This is a genomic window from Luteimonas viscosa, assembly GCF_008244685.1.
In the GTDB taxonomy this organism is placed as follows: domain Bacteria; phylum Pseudomonadota; class Gammaproteobacteria; order Xanthomonadales; family Xanthomonadaceae; genus Luteimonas; species Luteimonas viscosa.
In genome coordinates, this window is the sequence record NZ_VTFT01000001.1 from 1,128,315 (window position 1) to 1,145,632 (window position 17,318).

Below are 17,318 nucleotides of genomic sequence, written 5' to 3' on the forward strand. Positions count from 1 at the left end.
GACGCAGTGCGGAAAGAAGCGCAAGAGGAGCGTCATCGATCCTGCGCCCGCCGGTAAGGCCCGAACAGCCGCAGCAACCATGGCTTCTGCGCCAGCACCAGGCTGACGCCGACGCGCTCCGACGCCGGGAGCGAGGCATCGCGCGCGAGCAGGCCGTCGAACTCGCGGGCGACATCCTCCAGCCGCTGTTTCATCTGGGTCACGCCGTCCGGGCTGAGGCTGCCGCTGAGCAGCAGCAGCCGGTCCTGTTCGCCGTCGAACGGATCGGCGAAGTAGTCGCCCAGCAGGGTGCCGCGGAAGTGGCGCTCCATCGGCCCGTCGACCAGCCAGCGGAAGTTGCGCGCGGTCAGCGGGCGGGCGCGGTTGCCCGGCATCAGTTCGATGATGCCCAGGCGGTCGAGCTTCACCAGCAGGCCGGTCCATTGCGGTAGGGTGAACTCGAAATGCGCCATCACGTCCTCCTGGCGCCAGCGGTTGATGCTGAGGAACATCGCCAGCATCAGGGCGGGGTCGTCGACCAGCGCCTGCTCCTGCGCCCGCTCCAGTTGCGCCATCGGTTCGCGTCCGCGCCCGGCTTCGGCGCCGAGTTCGGCCAGGCCGACGCCGAGGACCTCGCAGATCTGCTCCAGCCGCAGCAGGCTCATCGCGCGGCGCGAGAACATGCGCTTGACCGCCGCTTCGCTCAGCTTGAGCCGCTGTGCCAGCTCGCGGTAGGTCATGCCCTGCGCGCGCAGTCCGCGCTTGAGCGCATTGACCAGGTCGATCGACACACTCATTGCCGCCACCCGCCCGGCGATCCTGCAATACGCTCCTGCGCGTCCATGCGGGTCGGGCCGACCGGCTCAGGCCGGCACCAGGGTCCTCGCCAGGTGCTCGACATAGGCTTCGAATTCCTCCTGCGGCATCCGCGCCTGGTGCAATTGCAGGTTGAGCTGGAGGAAGCCGACGTAGGCCGAATACGTCAGCCGCGCGCGGTGCAGGGCATCCTCGCGGCCGAGGCCGGTCTGCCGGAACGAGGCGGTGAGGTAGTCGAGGCGGCGCTTGGAGACGCGGTCGATCACCGGCTGCACGGCCGGGTGGTCGAGCGCCTTGAGCAGCGCGCTGTAGATCACGTGCGACTGGTATTCGTGGGCCACCATCTGGAACAGCGCGCGCAGGCGCTCGCGCGGGTCGGGCACGCGCTCGAGGGTGCCGAACACCGCCTCCTGCTCGACGTTCTCCCAGCGTTCCAGCGCGGCCTGCAGCAGCGCCTCGCGCGAGGGGAAATGCCAGTAGAAGCTGCCCTTGGTCACGCCGAGCCGGCGCGCCAGCGGTTCGACCGCCACCGCCGCCACGCCCTGCTCGGCGATCAGGTCGAGTGCGGCCTGGGCCCAGTCCTCGGCGCTCAGGCGACCGGTCCGTTCCGGCGGCTTGCCCGCATCGCCAGGCGCGGCAGCGGCGTCGGAGCCTTGGGGCTTGGCGGCGGTTCTGGCCATGTCGGTGGTTGTCCATACGCTGGCGTCGGGAAAAGTATCGTCGCCGATCGGTGGGCACGTTGACAAGCCCGCGAGGCGATTCCATACTCGACCGTACGGTCAGGCCCGTCGCAACGGCTCCACGTATGCGCGGCCACTCTTCCCATTCCCGGAGGCATCCGATGAGCGTCGCCCTTCCCTTCATCGCATTCCTGCTCGTGGGTGCGTTCGCGGCCTACCACCGGCTGCGCCTCGCGGTCTGGGTTGCGATCACCGCGGTCGTGCTGGCGGCCTGCTGGCTGTTCGGCGCCAACCAGGCCGCGACGCTCGTCGCCGCCCTGCTGCTGGCCGCGATCGCGCTGCCGCTGCTGCTGCCGTTCGTGCGCAAGCCGCTGGTCACCACGCCTCTGCTGAAGTTCTTCCGCAAGGTGCTGCCGCCGCTGTCGCAGACCGAGCGCATCGCACTGGAGACCGGTTCGGTCGGCTTCGAGGGCGAGCTGTTCACCGGCGACCCGGACTGGAACAAGCTGCTGTCCTACCCGAAGCCGCAGCTCACCGAAGAGGAACAGGCCTTTCTCGATGGCCCGGTCGAGACGCTGTGCCGCATGGTCGACGACTGGCAGATCAACCACGTCCATGCCGACCTGCCGCCGGAACTGTGGCAGTTCATCAAGGACAACAGGTTCTTCGGCATGATCATCCCGAAGGAGTATGGCGGCCTCGGCTTCAGTGCGCTGGCGCACCACAAGGTGATCCAGAAGCTGGCGTCGATCAGCTCGGTGGTCAGTTCCACCGTCGGCGTGCCCAACTCGCTCGGCCCGGGCGAGCTGCTGATGCACTACGGCACCCCCGAACAGAAGGACTACTACCTGCCGCGCTTGGCGGCGGGCGAGGAAGTGCCCTGCTTCGGCCTGACCGGGCCGTTCGCGGGCTCCGACGCGACCTCGATTCCCGATTTCGGCATCGTCTGCAAGGGCGAGTGGAATGGCGCCAACGTGCTCGGCCTGCGCCTGACCTTCAACAAGCGCTACATCACCCTGGCGCCGGTGGCCTCCCTGATCGGCCTGGCCTTCCGCATGTACGATCCCGACGGCCTGATCGGCGACAAGCGCGACATCGGCATCACCCTGGCGCTGCTGCCGCGCGACACCGACGGCGTCGAGATCGGACGCCGCCACTTCCCGCTGAATTCGCCGTTCCAGAACGGCCCGATCCGCGGCAAGGACGTGTTCATCCCGCTCAGCCAGCTGATCGGCGGCGTGGAGAAGGCCGGCCTGGGCTGGAACATGCTCAACGAGTGCCTGGCCGTGGGCCGCTCGATCACCCTGCCCTCCACCGCCAGCGGCGGCGCAAAGTTCGCCGCGGTCGTGGTGGGTGCGTATGCGCGCATCCGCAAGCAGTTCGGGCTGTCGATCGGGCGCTTCGAGGGCGTCGAGGAAGCGCTCGCGCGCATCGGCGGCAAGGCCTACGCCACCAGCGCGCTGTCGCAGGCCACGGCCGCGGCGGTGGACCGCGGCGACGTGCCTTCGGTGCCGTCGGCGATCGCCAAGTACCACTGCACCGAGATGGGCCGCGAGGTCGCCAGCGACTTCATGGACGTCGTCGGCGGCAAGGGCATCATCCTCGGGCCGCGCAACATCGGCGGCCGCGCATGGCAGGCCTCGCCGATCGCGATCACGGTGGAAGGCGCGAACATCATGACCCGCAGCCTGCTGATCTTCGGCCAGGGCGCGATCCTGTGCCATCCGTGGGTGATGAAGGAGATGAAGGCGGCGCAGAACCCCGACTTCGCGCAGGCGGTCGAGGAGTTCGACGAGAACCTGTTCGGCCACATCGGCTTCGCGATCTCCAATGCGGTGCGCTCGCTGTGGTTCGGCATCACCGGCGCGAAGATCGGCGCGGCGCCGGGCGACGACTACACCCGCCGCTACTTCCGCAAGCTCGACCGCTATTCGGCCAACCTCGCGCTGATGGCCGACGTGTCGATGCTGCTGCTGGGCGGCAAGCTCAAGTTCAAGGAGTCGCTGTCCGGACGCCTGGGCGACGTGCTCAGCCACATCTACATGACCAGCGCGATGCTCAAGCGCTACCACGACGACGGCGCGCCGCAGGCCGAGCAGCCGTTGCTCGCGTGGGCCTTCCACGACAGCGTGCACAAGATCGAGGTGGCGCTGTCGGCCGCCCTGCGCAACTTCCCGATCCGGCCGGTCGGCTGGCTGATGTGGGCGCTGGTGTTCCCGTGGGGACGCCGCGCGGTGCCGCCGGGCGACCGCCTGAGCCATCGTGTCGCCGCGCTGCTGATGTCGCCGAACGAAGCCCGCGAGCGGCTCGCCCAGGGCGTGTTCCTGACCCCCTGCGCGAACAATCCGGGCGGCCGCATCGACAGCTACCTGGCCAGGGCGATCGCCGCCGAGCCGGTGGAGCGCAAGTTCCAGAAGGCGCTCAAGACCAGCGACATCGAAGCGCTCGACTTCGCCTCGCAGCTCGACGAGGGCGTGCGCGAGGGCTGGATCACCGCCGACGAGCGCCAGCAACTGGAAGAACTGCGCGAGATGACCCTGGACGCGATCACGGTCGACGACTTCGATCCGCATGAACTGCGGTCGGCCGGCTTCTACGATCTGCCGCAGCACCGCCGTCAGCCGCGCGAAGCCGCCTGACCGCGCATCGGTCACTGCCTGCATCGATATGTGCTCCTTCCCATGGCGGGGAAGGAGCGGGAGCCGGGAAGCGCGAATGGCGGCTAATGTCCTCCAGCTCTACCGAAGCCTGAGCGGCAAGCCACTCGGGCGCTGGCTGTTCTCGAGGCTGGTCTGCCTCAAGGCGCCCTACTTCGGCAGCATCTCGCCACGCATCGTGTCGCTGGCGCCGGGACGCGGCGAAGCCACCATCTCGCACCGCCGCCGGGTCAGCAACCACCTCGGCACCGTGCATGCGATCGCGCTGTGCAACCTGGCCGAGTTCGTCGGCGGCCTGACCTGCGACGTGAGCATTCCCGCGTCGATGCGCTGGATCCCGCGAGGGATGAGCGTCGAATACCTGAAGAAGGCGACCGGCACGATGCGCGCGATCGCGGTTCCCGCGTTCTCGCCGCACGAGGCGGACGCGGGTTACGAGCTGCCGGTGCAGGTGGACGTTTCGGACCCTTCCGGCGAGATGGTGTTCCGCGCCCGGATCGCGATGTGGGTGTCCCCGCGCAGGGCGTGACGCGGCCGGACGCGATGACCGGAATGCCAAAAGGCGCTTGACCGGAGAAACGGGCCATGCACACCGAAACGATACTCCTGCTCTGCGCGCTCCACAGCTTCGGCTTCGCGCTGTTCCACCTCGCCTTCTGGCGTCTGTTCGGCTGGCCGCGCACGCTGGAGAACACGACCCGCCCCAACCGCGCGATCTTGCAGATCGCCAACGTGCAGCTGGTCTGGATCTTCATCGCGATCGGACTGTCGTGCCTGCTTTATCCGGCGGAACTCGCGAGCTCGCCGCTCGGCCGCGCCCTGCTGGCCGCGATGGCGGGGTTCTGGGCGATCCGCACGGGTACGCAGTTCGTCTGGCTGCGGATCCGGCACCCGCTGGTCCACACGCTGACCGCATCGTTCGTACTCGGCGCGGTACTGTTCGCTTGGCCGCTGCTCGGTTGAGCAGGTTCGGCGCGATTCCCGCCGACCAAGGCTCGCGTCTGCGTCAGCCGGCCCTCACGGCAAGCTTGCGGGCAGGTCGCATCCACGCGGGACGGTTTGCGCCGCCGTGCACGCCCCGCCTCACGCGGGCGCCCCGTCGCCGGAGCGGGCATCGCCCCGCGGAGCGCGTTCCGATGGCAGCTTCGCCTCCTCCCGCAGCAGCCGCCAGGCGCTGAACGTCATCGCCGAGGCGATCACCAGGCCGGCGCCGAACACCACGTTCGAGCCGAATGCGGCCAGGAACTTGTGCACCCACACGAAGGTGAGGTCGCCGCCACGGTAGACCACCGTATCGATCGCGGCGCCGGCCTTGTAGCGCCACTCGCGGCCGACCCGGGTGTAGATGGTCTCGCGCGCCGGCTTGGCCAGCGAGAACTCGCTGGCGCGTGTCACCACCTGCACGATCGCGACCATCAGCGGCAACGGCGAGGCCGACAGGATCGAGAAACCGAGGATGATCGCCGCGCCGGGAATCAACAGCGCCGGGGCGATGCCGAAACGCGACATCAGTGCGCGGGTGACCAGCAACTGCACCACCAGGGTGAGCGAATTGACCGCCAGGTCCAGGGTGGAGAAGAACGCGGCGCGCTCTTCCGCGGTCGCGAACGCGGTGCGCGCGATCCGATTCTGTTCGTTGTACAGCAACGTGCCGATGCCGACGCCGAGCACCACCATCAGCGCCAGCCACCTCAGCAACGGCTCGCTCACGATCAGCTTCAGGCCGGCGAGGATCTCGCCGCCCATCGGCTTCTCGCCGCTGACCAGCCTGCGTTCCGCCTCGCGCAGCACGGCGTACCGGCGCAGGCGCAGGATGCAGACCACGCACACCACCAGCAACGCGGCGGAGACCAGCATCATGTTGGCGATACCCACCGTCTGCACCAGCGCGCGGGTCAGGATCGGTCCCGTGAACGCGCCGATCGTTCCCGCCGCGCCGATATAGCCGTAATACCGGCGTGCCTCGGTATTGCTGTACACGTCGGCCATGAAGCTCCAGAACACGGCCACCGCGAACAGGTTGAACACCGTGATCCAGAGGATGAAGGCCAGGCCGCGCCCGGCCACGCCGCTGTCGAACATCGCGTAGAACACTAGCAGCGTGGCGATGAAGAAGCCGTAGATCACCGGCAGGAACACGCGTCTGGCGAAGCGGCTGACCAGCCAGCCGTACACCGGCTGCAGCAGCAGCATGATCAGGAACACTGCGGTGAAGATGAACTGCAGCGTGAACTCGCCCAGCGCTACGCCGCGCCCGGCGAAGAATGCGATCAGTGCCGGCGGGAACACCGCCTCGACGTCGCTGGAAGCCGCCATCGCCTCGCGCACCGGGCGCAGCACGTAGTAGCCGCTGAGCAGGCAGAAGAAGTACAGGAACGACCACAGCAGCGGCGGCGACTCGGCCAGCGCCATGCGCAAGCGCGCCGCCCGACCCTGCCTGGCGTGGTTGTCGTCAGTGCTGCTCATTGCTGGTCCACGCCCGGGGCAGTGGAAACGTTAGCCGAACCATGCGGCGCCCGCCACCTCGCCGAGCATATGCTCTAGCCTGCCCACCTACCGTGCGCCGATGCCCGCCAGATCCGCCGCGCCGACCAGGTCCTACGACTACATCGTCATCGGCGCCGGTTCCGCCGGCTGCGTGCTCGCGAACCGGCTCTCCGAGGACCCGGACGTGCGCGTGCTGCTGCTCGAGGCCGGCCCGCGCGACTGGCACCCCTTCATCCACATGCCCGCCGGGCTGGCCAAGCTGGTCAACCGCAAGGGCGTGAACTGGAATTACGACACTGCGCCCGAACCACAGCTCGACGGCCGCACCCTGTGGTGGCCGCGCGGCAAGGTGCTGGGTGGATCGAGTTCGATCAACGCGATGTGCTACGTCCGCGGCGTGCCGCGCGACTACGACGACTGGGCCGCGGGCGGAGCCACCGGCTGGCACTGGGACAACGTCCTGCCCTGGTTCCGCCACAGCGAGGGCAACACCCGGGGCGCCGACGCGCTGCACGGCGCCGACGGCCCTCTGGCGGTCTCGGACCTGCGCCACGTCAATCCGCTCTCGCAGGCATTCATCGAAGCGGCGCAACAGGCGGGATACCCGTACAACCACGATTTCAACGGGCCCGCACAGACCGGCGTCGGCCTGTACCAGGTCACCCAGCGCGACGGCGCACGCTGTTCGTCCGCGGTGGCCTACCTGCGCCCTGCGAAGACGCGAGCCAACCTGACCGTCGTCACCGGAGCGCAGGCCAACCGCATCACCTTCGAGCATGGTCGCGCCACCGGGGTGGTCTATGCCGCGCGCGGCACGGCGTTCCACCAGCCGGCGTCGCGCGAGATCCTGCTGTGCGGCGGTACGATCAACTCGCCGCAGTTGCTGATGCTGTCGGGCATCGGGCCTGTCGCGGACCTGCGCCGGCACGGGATCCGGGTGGTGCACGACGCGGCGGGCGTCGGCGCGAACCTGCAGGACCACCTGGACGTGTGCACGCTCCGGCACTCGACCCGGCGCGTGACCTACGACCGGATCAGCGACCTTGCGATCGCATACCACTACTACCTGCGCGGCCGCAGCGGCGCGGGCAGCAGCAACATCGCCGAGGCTGGCGGCTTCGTGCGCTCGGCGCTGGCCCCGGACGAGCGCGCCGACGTCCAGTTCCACTTCGTCCCGGCCATGCTCGACGACCACGGCCGCCATCGGCTGCCCGGGGATGGCTACACCCTGCATGCGTGCTTCCTTCGCCCCCGCAGCCGCGGCCGGATCACGCTCGCCAGCAATCGCGCCAGCGACAAGCCGCGGATCGAGGCGAACTACCTGTCCGACCCGGAGGGCTTCGACCTGAGGATGATGGTCGAGTGCGCGAAAATCTCGCGCGAGGTCCTCGCGCAACCCGCGTTCGATGGCTACCGGGGCGCGCCGATCTTCCCGGCGCGCGACGACCTGGACGATGCCGCGCTCGCTGCCTTCATCCGTGCCAAGGCCGAAAGCGTGTACCACCCGGTCGGCACCTGCCGCATGGGAAGCGACGCGGCCGCGGTGGTCGACCCGGAACTGCGGGTGCGCGGGGTCGAGGGCCTGCGCGTGGTGGATGCCTCGGTGATGCCGTCCCTGCCCGGTGGCAACACCAATGCGCCGACCATCATGATCGCCGAGCGCGCGGCCGCCCTGATCCGCGCAGGCACCTGAACCCGGGTACGCGGACCGGTGCAGGCACGGCCGGGGCGGCCGTCGCGTGCTGCCCGGCGTAGAGTGCGGCAACGGGCGCGGCCGGAAGGCCGCCTGGGCTCCGTGTCGTGAACCTGCCTTCGCCCGAGCCCCGGAGCCGGGCGGAGACGGGTCTCCATTTCACGGATGCTGCGAGGCCGTGCACTACCATGCGGCGATGCGCAACGATCCCCCGATGGACAGACCGATGCGCTGGCTCCGCGCGAACCGATGGTGGTTCCGCAGGCTTCGACGCCACCTGACATCGCCGGACCGCGCAGCGCACGAGCCGCCCTTGCGGGCGCAACTGTTCAGCGCCGAGCAGATGGAATCGCATGGGCGCTCACTGGCCAAGTCGCATCGGCTCAAGCCCAGTCCCGGCCCCGACCTGTTGCTGACGCGGCTGAGCGACAACCAGAAGGTGCTCGACCAGGCCTGCACCCTGCTCACCGACGCGGTCCACACCGGACGCGCGCTGACGCCTGCCGGGGAATGGTTGCTGGACAACATCTATCTGGTCGAAGAGCAGATCGCGCTCGCCCGCCGCCACCTGCCCAAGGGCTACAGCCGCGAACTGCCGCAGCTCGAACACGGATCCTCCACGGGGCTGCCCCGCGTCTACGACATCGCGCTCAATGCCATCTCGCACGGCGATGGCCGCGTCGACGCCGAGGGGCTCAGCCGTTTCGTCAGCGCCTACCAGTCGGTGACGCCGCTCAAGCTCGGCGAGCTGTGGGCGATTCCGATCATGCTGCGCCTGGCGCTGATCGAGAACCTGCGCCGGATCGGCACGCGCATCATCGAAGACCGCATCGATCGCAACCAGGCAGACGCCTGGGCCGACCGGCTGACCGAAGTCGCCGAATCCGATCCCAGACATCTGGTGCTGGTGATCGCGGACATGGTGCGCTCGACTCCACCCGCCAGCAGCTCCTTCGTCGCCGAGTTCGCCCGGCGCCTGCAGGGCCGGAGCTCGGCGCTGGCACTGCCGCTGACCTGGGTCGAACAATGGCTGGCCGACGCCGGCCAGAGCATCGAACTGATGGTCCAGGCGGAGAACCAGCAGCAGGCTGCGGCGCAGGTGTCGATCAGCAACAGCATCGGCAGCCTGCGCTTCCTGGCGATGATGGACTGGCGCGAGTTCGTCGAGACCATGAGCGTGGTCGACAACACGTTGCGGCAGGACCCGGGCGGCACCTACGGCACGATGGATTTCGCTACCCGCGACAATTACCGTCAGACCGTCGAGATCGTCGCCCGGCGCGGCGGCCTCTCCGAGATCGTGGTCGCCACCCGGGTACTGCAGCTCGCCCAGGCGCAAGCGGCGCGAACCGGCAGCGACGAACTCCCTGCGCACGTCGGCTATTACCTGATCGACGAGGGACGTCGCGAACTGGAAGATGCGCTGTCGCTGCGCGGGGTGACCCGGACCGTGCGCAAGACAGCGCGTCGCGTGCCTTTGCTGGCATACACGTTGCCCGGCGCGCTGGTGGTGGCGCTGTTCACGTGGGCGACCCTGCGCGATGCCCTGCCGGCAGACCAGCCCGGCTGGCTGTGGCTGGCGCTCGCGCTGTGCGTGATCGCGTTCAGCGAGCTCGGCGTGGCGCTGGTGAACCGGGCCGCAACCTTCCTCATGCGGCCCGACGCGCTGCCGCGCCTGGACTACACCGAGGGCGTGCCCACCGACATGCGCACCCTGGTGGTGGTCCCCACGATGTTCGGCAGCGACCAGGGCATCGCCGCGCTGGCGGAAGGCCTGGAAGTGCGTTTCCTCGCCAACCGCGACCCCAACGTGCATTTCGCGCTGCTCACGGACTTCTTCGATGCCGCCGAGGCGCAGTTGCCGGGCGACGAGGCGCTGCTGGACCGGGCCCAGCGCGAGATCGACGTGCTCAATGCGCGCTATGCGCCCGAGCACGGCGACCGGTTCTTCCTGTTCCACCGCCCGCGCGTCTGGAATCCGCGCGAGCGGGTGTGGATGGGATTCGAGCGCAAGCGCGGCAAGCTCGCCGCGCTGAACGCATTCCTGCGGGGCGGCGCACGCGATGCCTTCGTCCGCATCGCGGGCAATACCGAGGCGCTGGCGCGCGTGCGCTACGTGATCACGCTCGATACGGATACCCAGCTGCCGCGCGACGCCGCGCGCGAACTGATCGGAACCCTCGCCCATCCGATCAACCGCGCGCGATTCGACCCGCGCCGGCGGATCGTCACCCGGGGATACGGCGTGCTGCAGCCCCGCGTGGGCATCAGCATGAGCGGGCAGCGACGTTCGCGCTATGCCAGCCTGTACGGCAGCGAGCCGGGCATCGATCCATACACGCGCGCGGTGTCGGACGTGTACCAGGACCTGTTCGGCGAGGGATCGTTCGTCGGCAAGGGCATCTACGATGTCGATGCGTTCGAACACGCCCTCGCCGGCCGGATGCCGGAGAACCGGATTCTCAGCCACGACCTGCTCGAAGGCTGCTATGCCCGCGCCGGACTGGTCAGCGACGTACAGCTGTACGAGGACTATCCGGCCCGCTACGCGCTGGACGTCAAGCGTCGGCATCGCTGGATCCGCGGCGACTGGCAGCTGCTGCCCTGGCTGCTGCCACGCGTGCCTGTGCAGCCTGCCGCAGCCGGCGCGCCGCGCGCGAAGACGCGCGAGCGCAACCCGCTGTCGATGCTCTCGCGCGGCAAGCTGCTCGACAACCTGCGACGCAGCCTGTTTCCCGCTTCGCTCACCGCCCTGCTGGTGCTTGGCTGGACGCTTGCGGCCGATCCCGTGGGCTGGACATTGTGGCTGCTGACGATCGTGTTCCTGCCGCCGCTGGTGGCCTCGCTGGTGGACCTGTTCAACCGCCCGGCGGACCTGCCGCTTGCGGCGCACCTGCGCCAGGCGAGTGTCTCGACCGGACGCAACTTCGCGCATGCGCCGTTGACCCTGGCGTGCCTGCCCTACGAGGCCTGGTTCAGCCTCGACGCGATCGCGCGCACGCTGTGGCGCATGGGAATCAGCCGGCGACGGCTGCTGCAGTGGAGTCCGTCGAGCGAGGTCGAGCGCACGCTGGGCGACTCCCTGGCGGGCGCGCTGCGCACGATGTGGTTCGCGCCTGCGCTGGCGTTCGCCACGACCGCGCTGCTGCTGCGCACGCAGCCGGCGGCGCTGTGGGTGGCGGCGCCGGTGCTGCTGCTCTGGGCCGCCTCACCGGCGCTGATGTGGTGGCTGGGCCGGCCGCGGCCGCGGCCGCGCTCCAATCTCGACGAATCGCAGGTCCAGTTCCTCGGACGCCTGGCGCGGCGCACCTGGGCGTTCTTCGAAACCCATGTCACCGCCGCCGACCACTGGCTGCCGCCGGACAACGTGCAGGAACACCCGACCCTCGTGGTCGCCCGGCGCACCTCGCCGACCAACATCGGCCTGTCGCTGCTGGCCGACCTGGCGGCCTACGATTTCGGCTACCTGCCGATGGGCGGCATGATCGAGCGCACCGCCAACGCCCTGCGCACGCTGGAAACGCTGCCGCGCTACCGCGGACACTTCTACAACTGGTACGACACGCAGACGCTCGAACCGCTGCCGCCGCACTACATCTCCGCGGTCGACAGCGGCAATCTCGCCGGGCACCTGCTGACCTTGCGCCAGGGGTTGCTGGGCCTGCGCGACGCGCCGATCCTGTCTCCCTGCACGTTCCGCGGCCTGTCGGACACGTTCGGCCTGGTGGTGGAAGCCGCGCAGCCGGAACCGGCCAGCGATGCGATGCGGCCCATCGCGACCGCGCTGCCGGCCGCGTGCCGCGAGCCCCCGCGGACCCTGGACGACGCCTGGCGCGTGCTCGCCGACCTCGAGACCCATGGGATCGACCTTGCGGCCGGGCACGACGCGGAATCGGGCGAGGCCGCGCACTGGGCGCATGCCTTCGCCGCGCAATGCGTCGCTGCGCGCGAGGAACTGCAGCGCTTCGCGTCGCGGCCCCCGGTGTCGACCTCCCACGCACCCGACCGTGTCGCGCCCGTCCGCATTCCCACGCTGCGCGAGGTGGCCTCGGGCCCACCGCGTGCGGATCCGAAAGACTCCTCCGCACGAGACGCGGCACGCGCACGCATCAAGGAGCTCGAGCACCTGGCCCATATCGCCGGCCAGTGCGCGATGATGGACCATCGCTTCCTCTACGACCGCGCACGTCGCCTGCTGTCGATCGGGTACAGCGTCGACGAGCAGCGCCTCGACGCCGGCTACTACGATCTGCTGGCCTCGGAAGCGCGACTGGCGAACTTCGTCGCCATCGCCCAGGGCCAGCTGCCGCAGGAAAGCTGGTTCGCGCTCGGCCGGCTGCTGACCGAAGTCGACGGCGCGCCGACGCTGCTGTCGTGGAGCGGCTCGATGTTCGAGTACCTCATGCCGCAGCTGGTGATGCCCAGCTACGAGGGGACCCTGCTCGACCAGACCGCGAAGCATTCGGTGGAACGCCAGATCGAGTACGGCCGGCAGCGCAACGTGCCGTGGGGCATCTCCGAATCCGGCTACAACGTCGTCGACGCGCGGATGAACTACCAGTACCGCGCCTTCGGCGTGCCCGGCCTGGGCCTCAAGCGCGGTCTCGCGCAGGACCTGGTGATCGCGCCCTACGCCAGCATGATGGCGCTGATGGTCGCGCCCGAGGCCGCGTGCCGGAACCTGGAACGGTTGTCGCAGGCGGGCTTCGGCGGACGGTTCGGACTGTACGAGGCGATCGACTACACCCCGGCGCGCCTGCCACGCGGCCAGAACCACGCGGTGATCCGCTCGTTCATGGTCCATCACCAGGGCATGGGACTGCTGGCGCTGGACTACCTGTTGCGCGACCAGCCGATGCAGCGGCGCTTCGTAGAGGATCCGGAGTTCCAGGCCACCCTGCTGCTGCTGCAGGAACGCATCCCGCGCACCGGCGTGTTCCACCCGCACTCGGCCGAGGTGGCCGCGGCGGCGCCGGTGGGCGACGTGGAAGGCGCGCAGCTGCGCGTGTTCCGCACTCCCGACACCGCGCGCCCGGCGATCCAGATGCTGTCCAACGGCCGTTACCACGTGATGCTGACCGGCGCCGGCGGTGGCTACAGCCGCTACGGCGACATGGCGGTGACGCGCTGGCGCGAGGACGGCACCCGCGACCACTGGGGCCATTTCTGCTTCCTGCGCGATGTGGAGAGCGGCGGCTTCTGGTCGACCGCCTACCAGCCGACGTCGGTTCCCGTCGGCGGCTACGAGGCGATCTTCTCCGACGCCAAGGCGGAGTTCCGCGGCCGCAAGCACGGCTTCGAGACCCACACCGAGATCGCGGTGTCGCCCGAGGACGACATCGAGCTGCGGCGGCTGCGCATCACCAACCGCGGACGCGCCGCGCGCACGATCGAGGTCACCACCTACGCCGAGGTGGTGCTGGCGCCGGCCATTTCCGACGAGCTGCACCCTGCCTTCAGCAACCTGTTCGTGCAGACCGAGCTGGTACAGGCCAAGCAGGCGATCGTCTGCACCCGCCGCCCCCGCGGGCACGACGAAGTGCCGCCGTGGATGTTCCACCTGCTGGCGGTGCACGAGGCGGACGTCGAGTCGATCTCCTACGAGACCGATCGTGCGCGCTTCGTGGGCCGCGGCAACACCCTGCTCTCCCCGCAGGCGCTGACCCGGGACGAGGCGCTGTCGAATGCTTCGGGCTCGGTACTCGACCCGGTGGTCGCGATCCGTTGCCGGATCACCCTGCCACCGGGACGCAGCGCGACCATCGACATGGTCACTGGCGTGGGCGACGAACGCGGCGCCTGCGACGCGCTGATCGACAAGTATCGCGATCGCCGCCTCGCCGACCGCGTGTTCGACCTGGCATGGACCCACAGCCAGGTCGTGCGCCGCCAGATCAACGCCAGCGAAGCCGATGCCCAGCTGTACGAGCAACTGGCCGGATTGATGGTGTTCGCGCACCCGGCGCTGCGCGCCGACCATGCCGTGCTGCTGCAGAACCGGCGCGGACAATCCGGCCTGTGGGGCCAGGCGATCTCCGGCGACCAGCCGATCGCGCTGGTACGCATCGCCGACGCCGCCAACATCGAACTGGTGCGGCAGATGGTGCAGGCGCACGCGTACTGGCGGCTCAAGGGGCTCGCGGTCGACCTGGTGATCTGGAACGAGGACCAGGCCGGCTATCGCCAGCAGCTCCAGGACCAGATCATGGGCCTGGTGGCCGCGGGCGTGGAGGCGAACGTGATCGATCGCCCCGGCGGCATCTTCGTGCGACCGGCGCAGCAGCTCTCGCACGAGGACCGGATCCTGCTGCAGTCGGTCGCGCGCGTGATCGTCGCCGACGCCGACGGACCGCTCGCGGAGCAGGTCGGGCGCAAGACCACGGCGGCGCCGCCGGTTCCCCTCTTCGTTCCCACTCCGCTGCAGCAGGAGGCGGCCGTCGGCGAGGCCGATCCGGATACGCCGCCGCCCGCATCGGACGAAGTCGATCCCTGGCCGTTCGATGCCGTGTCGGACGAGCGCATCCTCGACAACGGCATGGGCGCGTTCTCCGCCGACGGGCGCGAGTACATCATCGACCTCGCCCCCGGTCAGGTGACGCCGGCGCCTTGGTCGAACGTGTTGGCCAACGCCGTGTTCGGCTGCGTGGTCAGCGACAGCACGCCTGGATACACCTGGGCCGAGAACGCGCACGAGTTCCGGCTCACGCCCTGGCACAACGATCCGGTGGGCGATGCCAGCGGCGAAGCCTTCTACCTGCGCGACGAGGACACCGGCAAGGTCTGGTCGCCGATGCCGCTGCCGGTGCGCGGCGAAGGCAGCTACCGGACGCGGCACGGCTTCGGCTACAGCGTCTTCGAACACGTCGAGGACGGTATCGCCAGCGAACTGTGGGTCTACGTCGACCTCGAGGCCGCGGTGAAGTACAGCGTGCTGCGCCTGCGCAACCGCTCCGGCCGCACACGCCGGCTGTCGGCCACCGGTTACGTCGAGTGGATCCTGGGCGACCTGCGCGCCAGGACCCAGATGCACGTGATCAGCGAGGTCGATGGCGACAGCGGCGTACTCACCGCCCGCAACACCTACAACACCGAGTTCGCGCACCGGGTCGCGTTCTTCGATGCCGACACGCCCGGCGGTGGCGACGACCGCCGCAGCTTCACCGCCGACCGCACCGAATTCCTCGGTCGCAACGGCAGCCTGCAGGCGCCGGCCGCGCTGCTGCGCGAGCGGCTTTCCGGCAAGCTCGGCGCGGGACTGGACCCGTGCGCGGCGATCCAGGTGCCGGTCGTGCTCGATCACGGCGAGGAGACCGAGACCGTGTTCCGGCTCGGCATGGGCGCGAACTGGGGCGATGCCGTCGCGCTGGCCCGTCGCACGCGCGGCTCCGGCGCCGCGCACGATGCGCTCGATGCGGTGCGCATCCACTGGCTGCGCACGTTGGGCGCGGTACGCGTGGTGACGCCGGATCCGGCGGTGGACGTGCTGGCCAACGGCTGGCTGCTGTACCAGACCATCGCCTGCCGCTACCTCGCGCGCAGCGGCTACTACCAGTCCGGCGGTGCGTTCGGGTTCCGCGACCAGCTGCAGGACACCATGGCGATGCTGCATGCGCAGCCGGACCGGGCGCGGACCCACCTGCTGCGCAGCGCGGCGCACCAGTTCCCGGAAGGCGACGTGCTGCACTGGTGGCATCCCCCGCTCGACCGCGGCGTGCGCACCCGCTGCTCCGACGACTACCTCTGGCTGCCGGTGGCGGCGGCGCGCTACGTCGAGGTCACCGGCGACGCCGGCGTACTCGACGAGCGGGTGCCGTATATCGAGGGCCGGCAGGTCAATCCCGACGAGGAGTCGTACTACGACCTGCCCACGCGTTCGGGACTCAGCGAGAACCTGTACAGGCATTGCGTGCGCGCGCTGCAGCGTGGCCTGCGCCTGCTGGGCGAACGCGGCCTGCCGCTGATCGCCACCGGCGACTGGAACGACGGCATGAACCGGGTCGGCGAGCGTGGCCGTGGCGAGAGCGTGTGGCTGGGCTTCTTCCTGTACGACGCGCTGGGCCGCTTCAGTCCGCTCGCCCGTGCGCGCAACGACCACGCCTTCGCCGAACTCTGCCTGGAGGCCGCCGAGCGCCTGCGCCAGAACCTCGAGACCCATGCCTGGGACGGCGCCTGGTACCGGCGCGCGTGGTTCGACAACGGCGCACCGCTGGGGTCGACCGAGAGCGACGAGTGCAACATCGACTCGATCGCGCAGAGCTGGTCGGTGCTTTCGGGCGCGGGCGCGCCCGACCGCACGCGCCAGGCACTGGCCTCGCTGGACAGGCACCTGGTGCGGCGCGACGCCGGACTGATCCAGCTGCTCGACCCGCCCTTCGACGCCACCGCGCAGGACCCGGGCTACATCCGCGGCTACGTCCCGGGTGTGCGCGAGAACGGCGGCCAGTACACCCACGCCGCGATCTGGGCGACGATGGCCTTCGCCCACCAGGGCGACAGCGCCAAGGCCTGGGAACTGCTGGGCATGATCAACCCGGTCAATCATGCGCGCGACCCCGGAGCAGTCGCCACCTACAAGGTCGAGCCCTACGTGGTCGCCGCCGACGTCTATGCCGTGGCGCCGCACGTGGGTCGCGGCGGATGGAGCTGGTACACCGGCTCGGCGGGGTGGATGTACCGGCTGATCGTCGAATCGCTGCTAGGCCTGGAGCGCCGGGGCGACACCTTGCGGATCGCGCCCTGCATCCCCGCGGACTGGCCGGAATACACCCTGCGTTACCGCTACGGCGACACGGTGTACCGCATCCGCGTCGTCCAGCAGCCCGTGGGCGCGCGGACGCGCGGACTGGTCATCGATGGCGTCGAGCAGGAAGGCTGCCTCATCGCGCTGACCGACGACCACGCCGAACATGTCGTCGAGATCGTGTACGCGCGCGACGGGCTCGACACGCCGGCATCGGGCGAGGGGTGACGCCGGAGCCGCGATCGAAACGGCGTGCGATTGCCAGG

At 69.6% G+C, this 17,318-nt stretch carries 8 protein-coding genes; 5 read left to right on the plus strand and 3 right to left on the minus strand.

Going from position 1 to position 17,318, the window contains the following annotated elements:
* Nucleotides 1–32: 32 nt before the first annotated feature.
* Both FZO89_RS05195 and FZO89_RS05200 read right to left on the minus strand, forming a co-directional pair.
* Nucleotides 33–776 (minus strand): helix-turn-helix domain-containing protein, encoded by a 744-nt coding sequence (locus tag FZO89_RS05195; RefSeq protein WP_149102249.1) that lies wholly within the window; start codon nt 774–776, stop codon nt 33–35.
* A gap of 66 nt (nt 777–842) precedes the next feature.
* Nucleotides 843–1,475, minus strand: a complete 633-nt coding sequence (locus FZO89_RS05200) for a TetR/AcrR family transcriptional regulator (RefSeq protein ID WP_149102250.1) — start codon at nt 1,473–1,475, stop codon at nt 843–845.
* A gap of 161 nt (nt 1,476–1,636) precedes the next feature.
* Here FZO89_RS05200 and FZO89_RS05205 point away from each other — a divergent pair, with 161 nt between their 5' ends.
* The 3 genes from FZO89_RS05205 to FZO89_RS05215 all read left to right on the plus strand — a co-directional run bounded on the left by FZO89_RS05205 (nt 1,637) and on the right by FZO89_RS05215 (nt 5,095).
* Nucleotides 1,637–4,114 carry an acyl-CoA dehydrogenase gene (locus FZO89_RS05205; RefSeq protein ID WP_149102251.1) on the plus strand — a complete coding sequence of 826 codons (2,478 nt, stop codon included), beginning with the start codon at nt 1,637–1,639 and terminating at the stop codon, nt 4,112–4,114.
* Between the two features lie 76 nt (nt 4,115–4,190).
* A complete protein-coding gene (locus FZO89_RS05210; RefSeq protein ID WP_149102252.1) occupies nt 4,191–4,661 on the plus strand; it encodes a hotdog fold domain-containing protein in 471 nt (156 codons plus the stop codon).
* Between the two features lie 56 nt (nt 4,662–4,717).
* Nucleotides 4,718–5,095, plus strand: coding sequence for a hypothetical protein (locus FZO89_RS05215; RefSeq protein ID WP_149102253.1), 378 nt, complete (start codon nt 4,718–4,720; stop codon nt 5,093–5,095).
* A 120-nt stretch (nt 5,096–5,215) separates the two neighbouring features.
* Here the strand turns inward: FZO89_RS05215 and FZO89_RS05220 are convergent, their stop codons facing one another.
* Entirely contained in the window at nt 5,216–6,598 is a 1,383-nt protein-coding gene (locus FZO89_RS05220; protein ID WP_149102254.1) for an NTP/NDP exchange transporter, read from the minus strand.
* Nucleotides 6,599–6,698: 100 nt separating this feature from the next.
* On the opposite strand from FZO89_RS05220, the gene FZO89_RS05225 reads away from it, so the two are divergent.
* Together FZO89_RS05225 and FZO89_RS05230 are read left to right on the plus strand one after the other, a co-directional pair.
* Nucleotides 6,699–8,312 (plus strand): GMC family oxidoreductase, encoded by a 1,614-nt coding sequence (locus tag FZO89_RS05225; RefSeq protein WP_149102255.1) that lies wholly within the window; start codon nt 6,699–6,701, stop codon nt 8,310–8,312.
* 214 nt (nt 8,313–8,526) lie between these two features.
* On the plus strand, nt 8,527–17,280 hold the full coding sequence (locus tag FZO89_RS05230) for a glycoside hydrolase family 94 protein (RefSeq protein ID WP_425480422.1): 8,754 nt from the start codon (nt 8,527–8,529) through the stop codon (nt 17,278–17,280).
* Nucleotides 17,281–17,318: the final 38 nt, after the last annotated feature.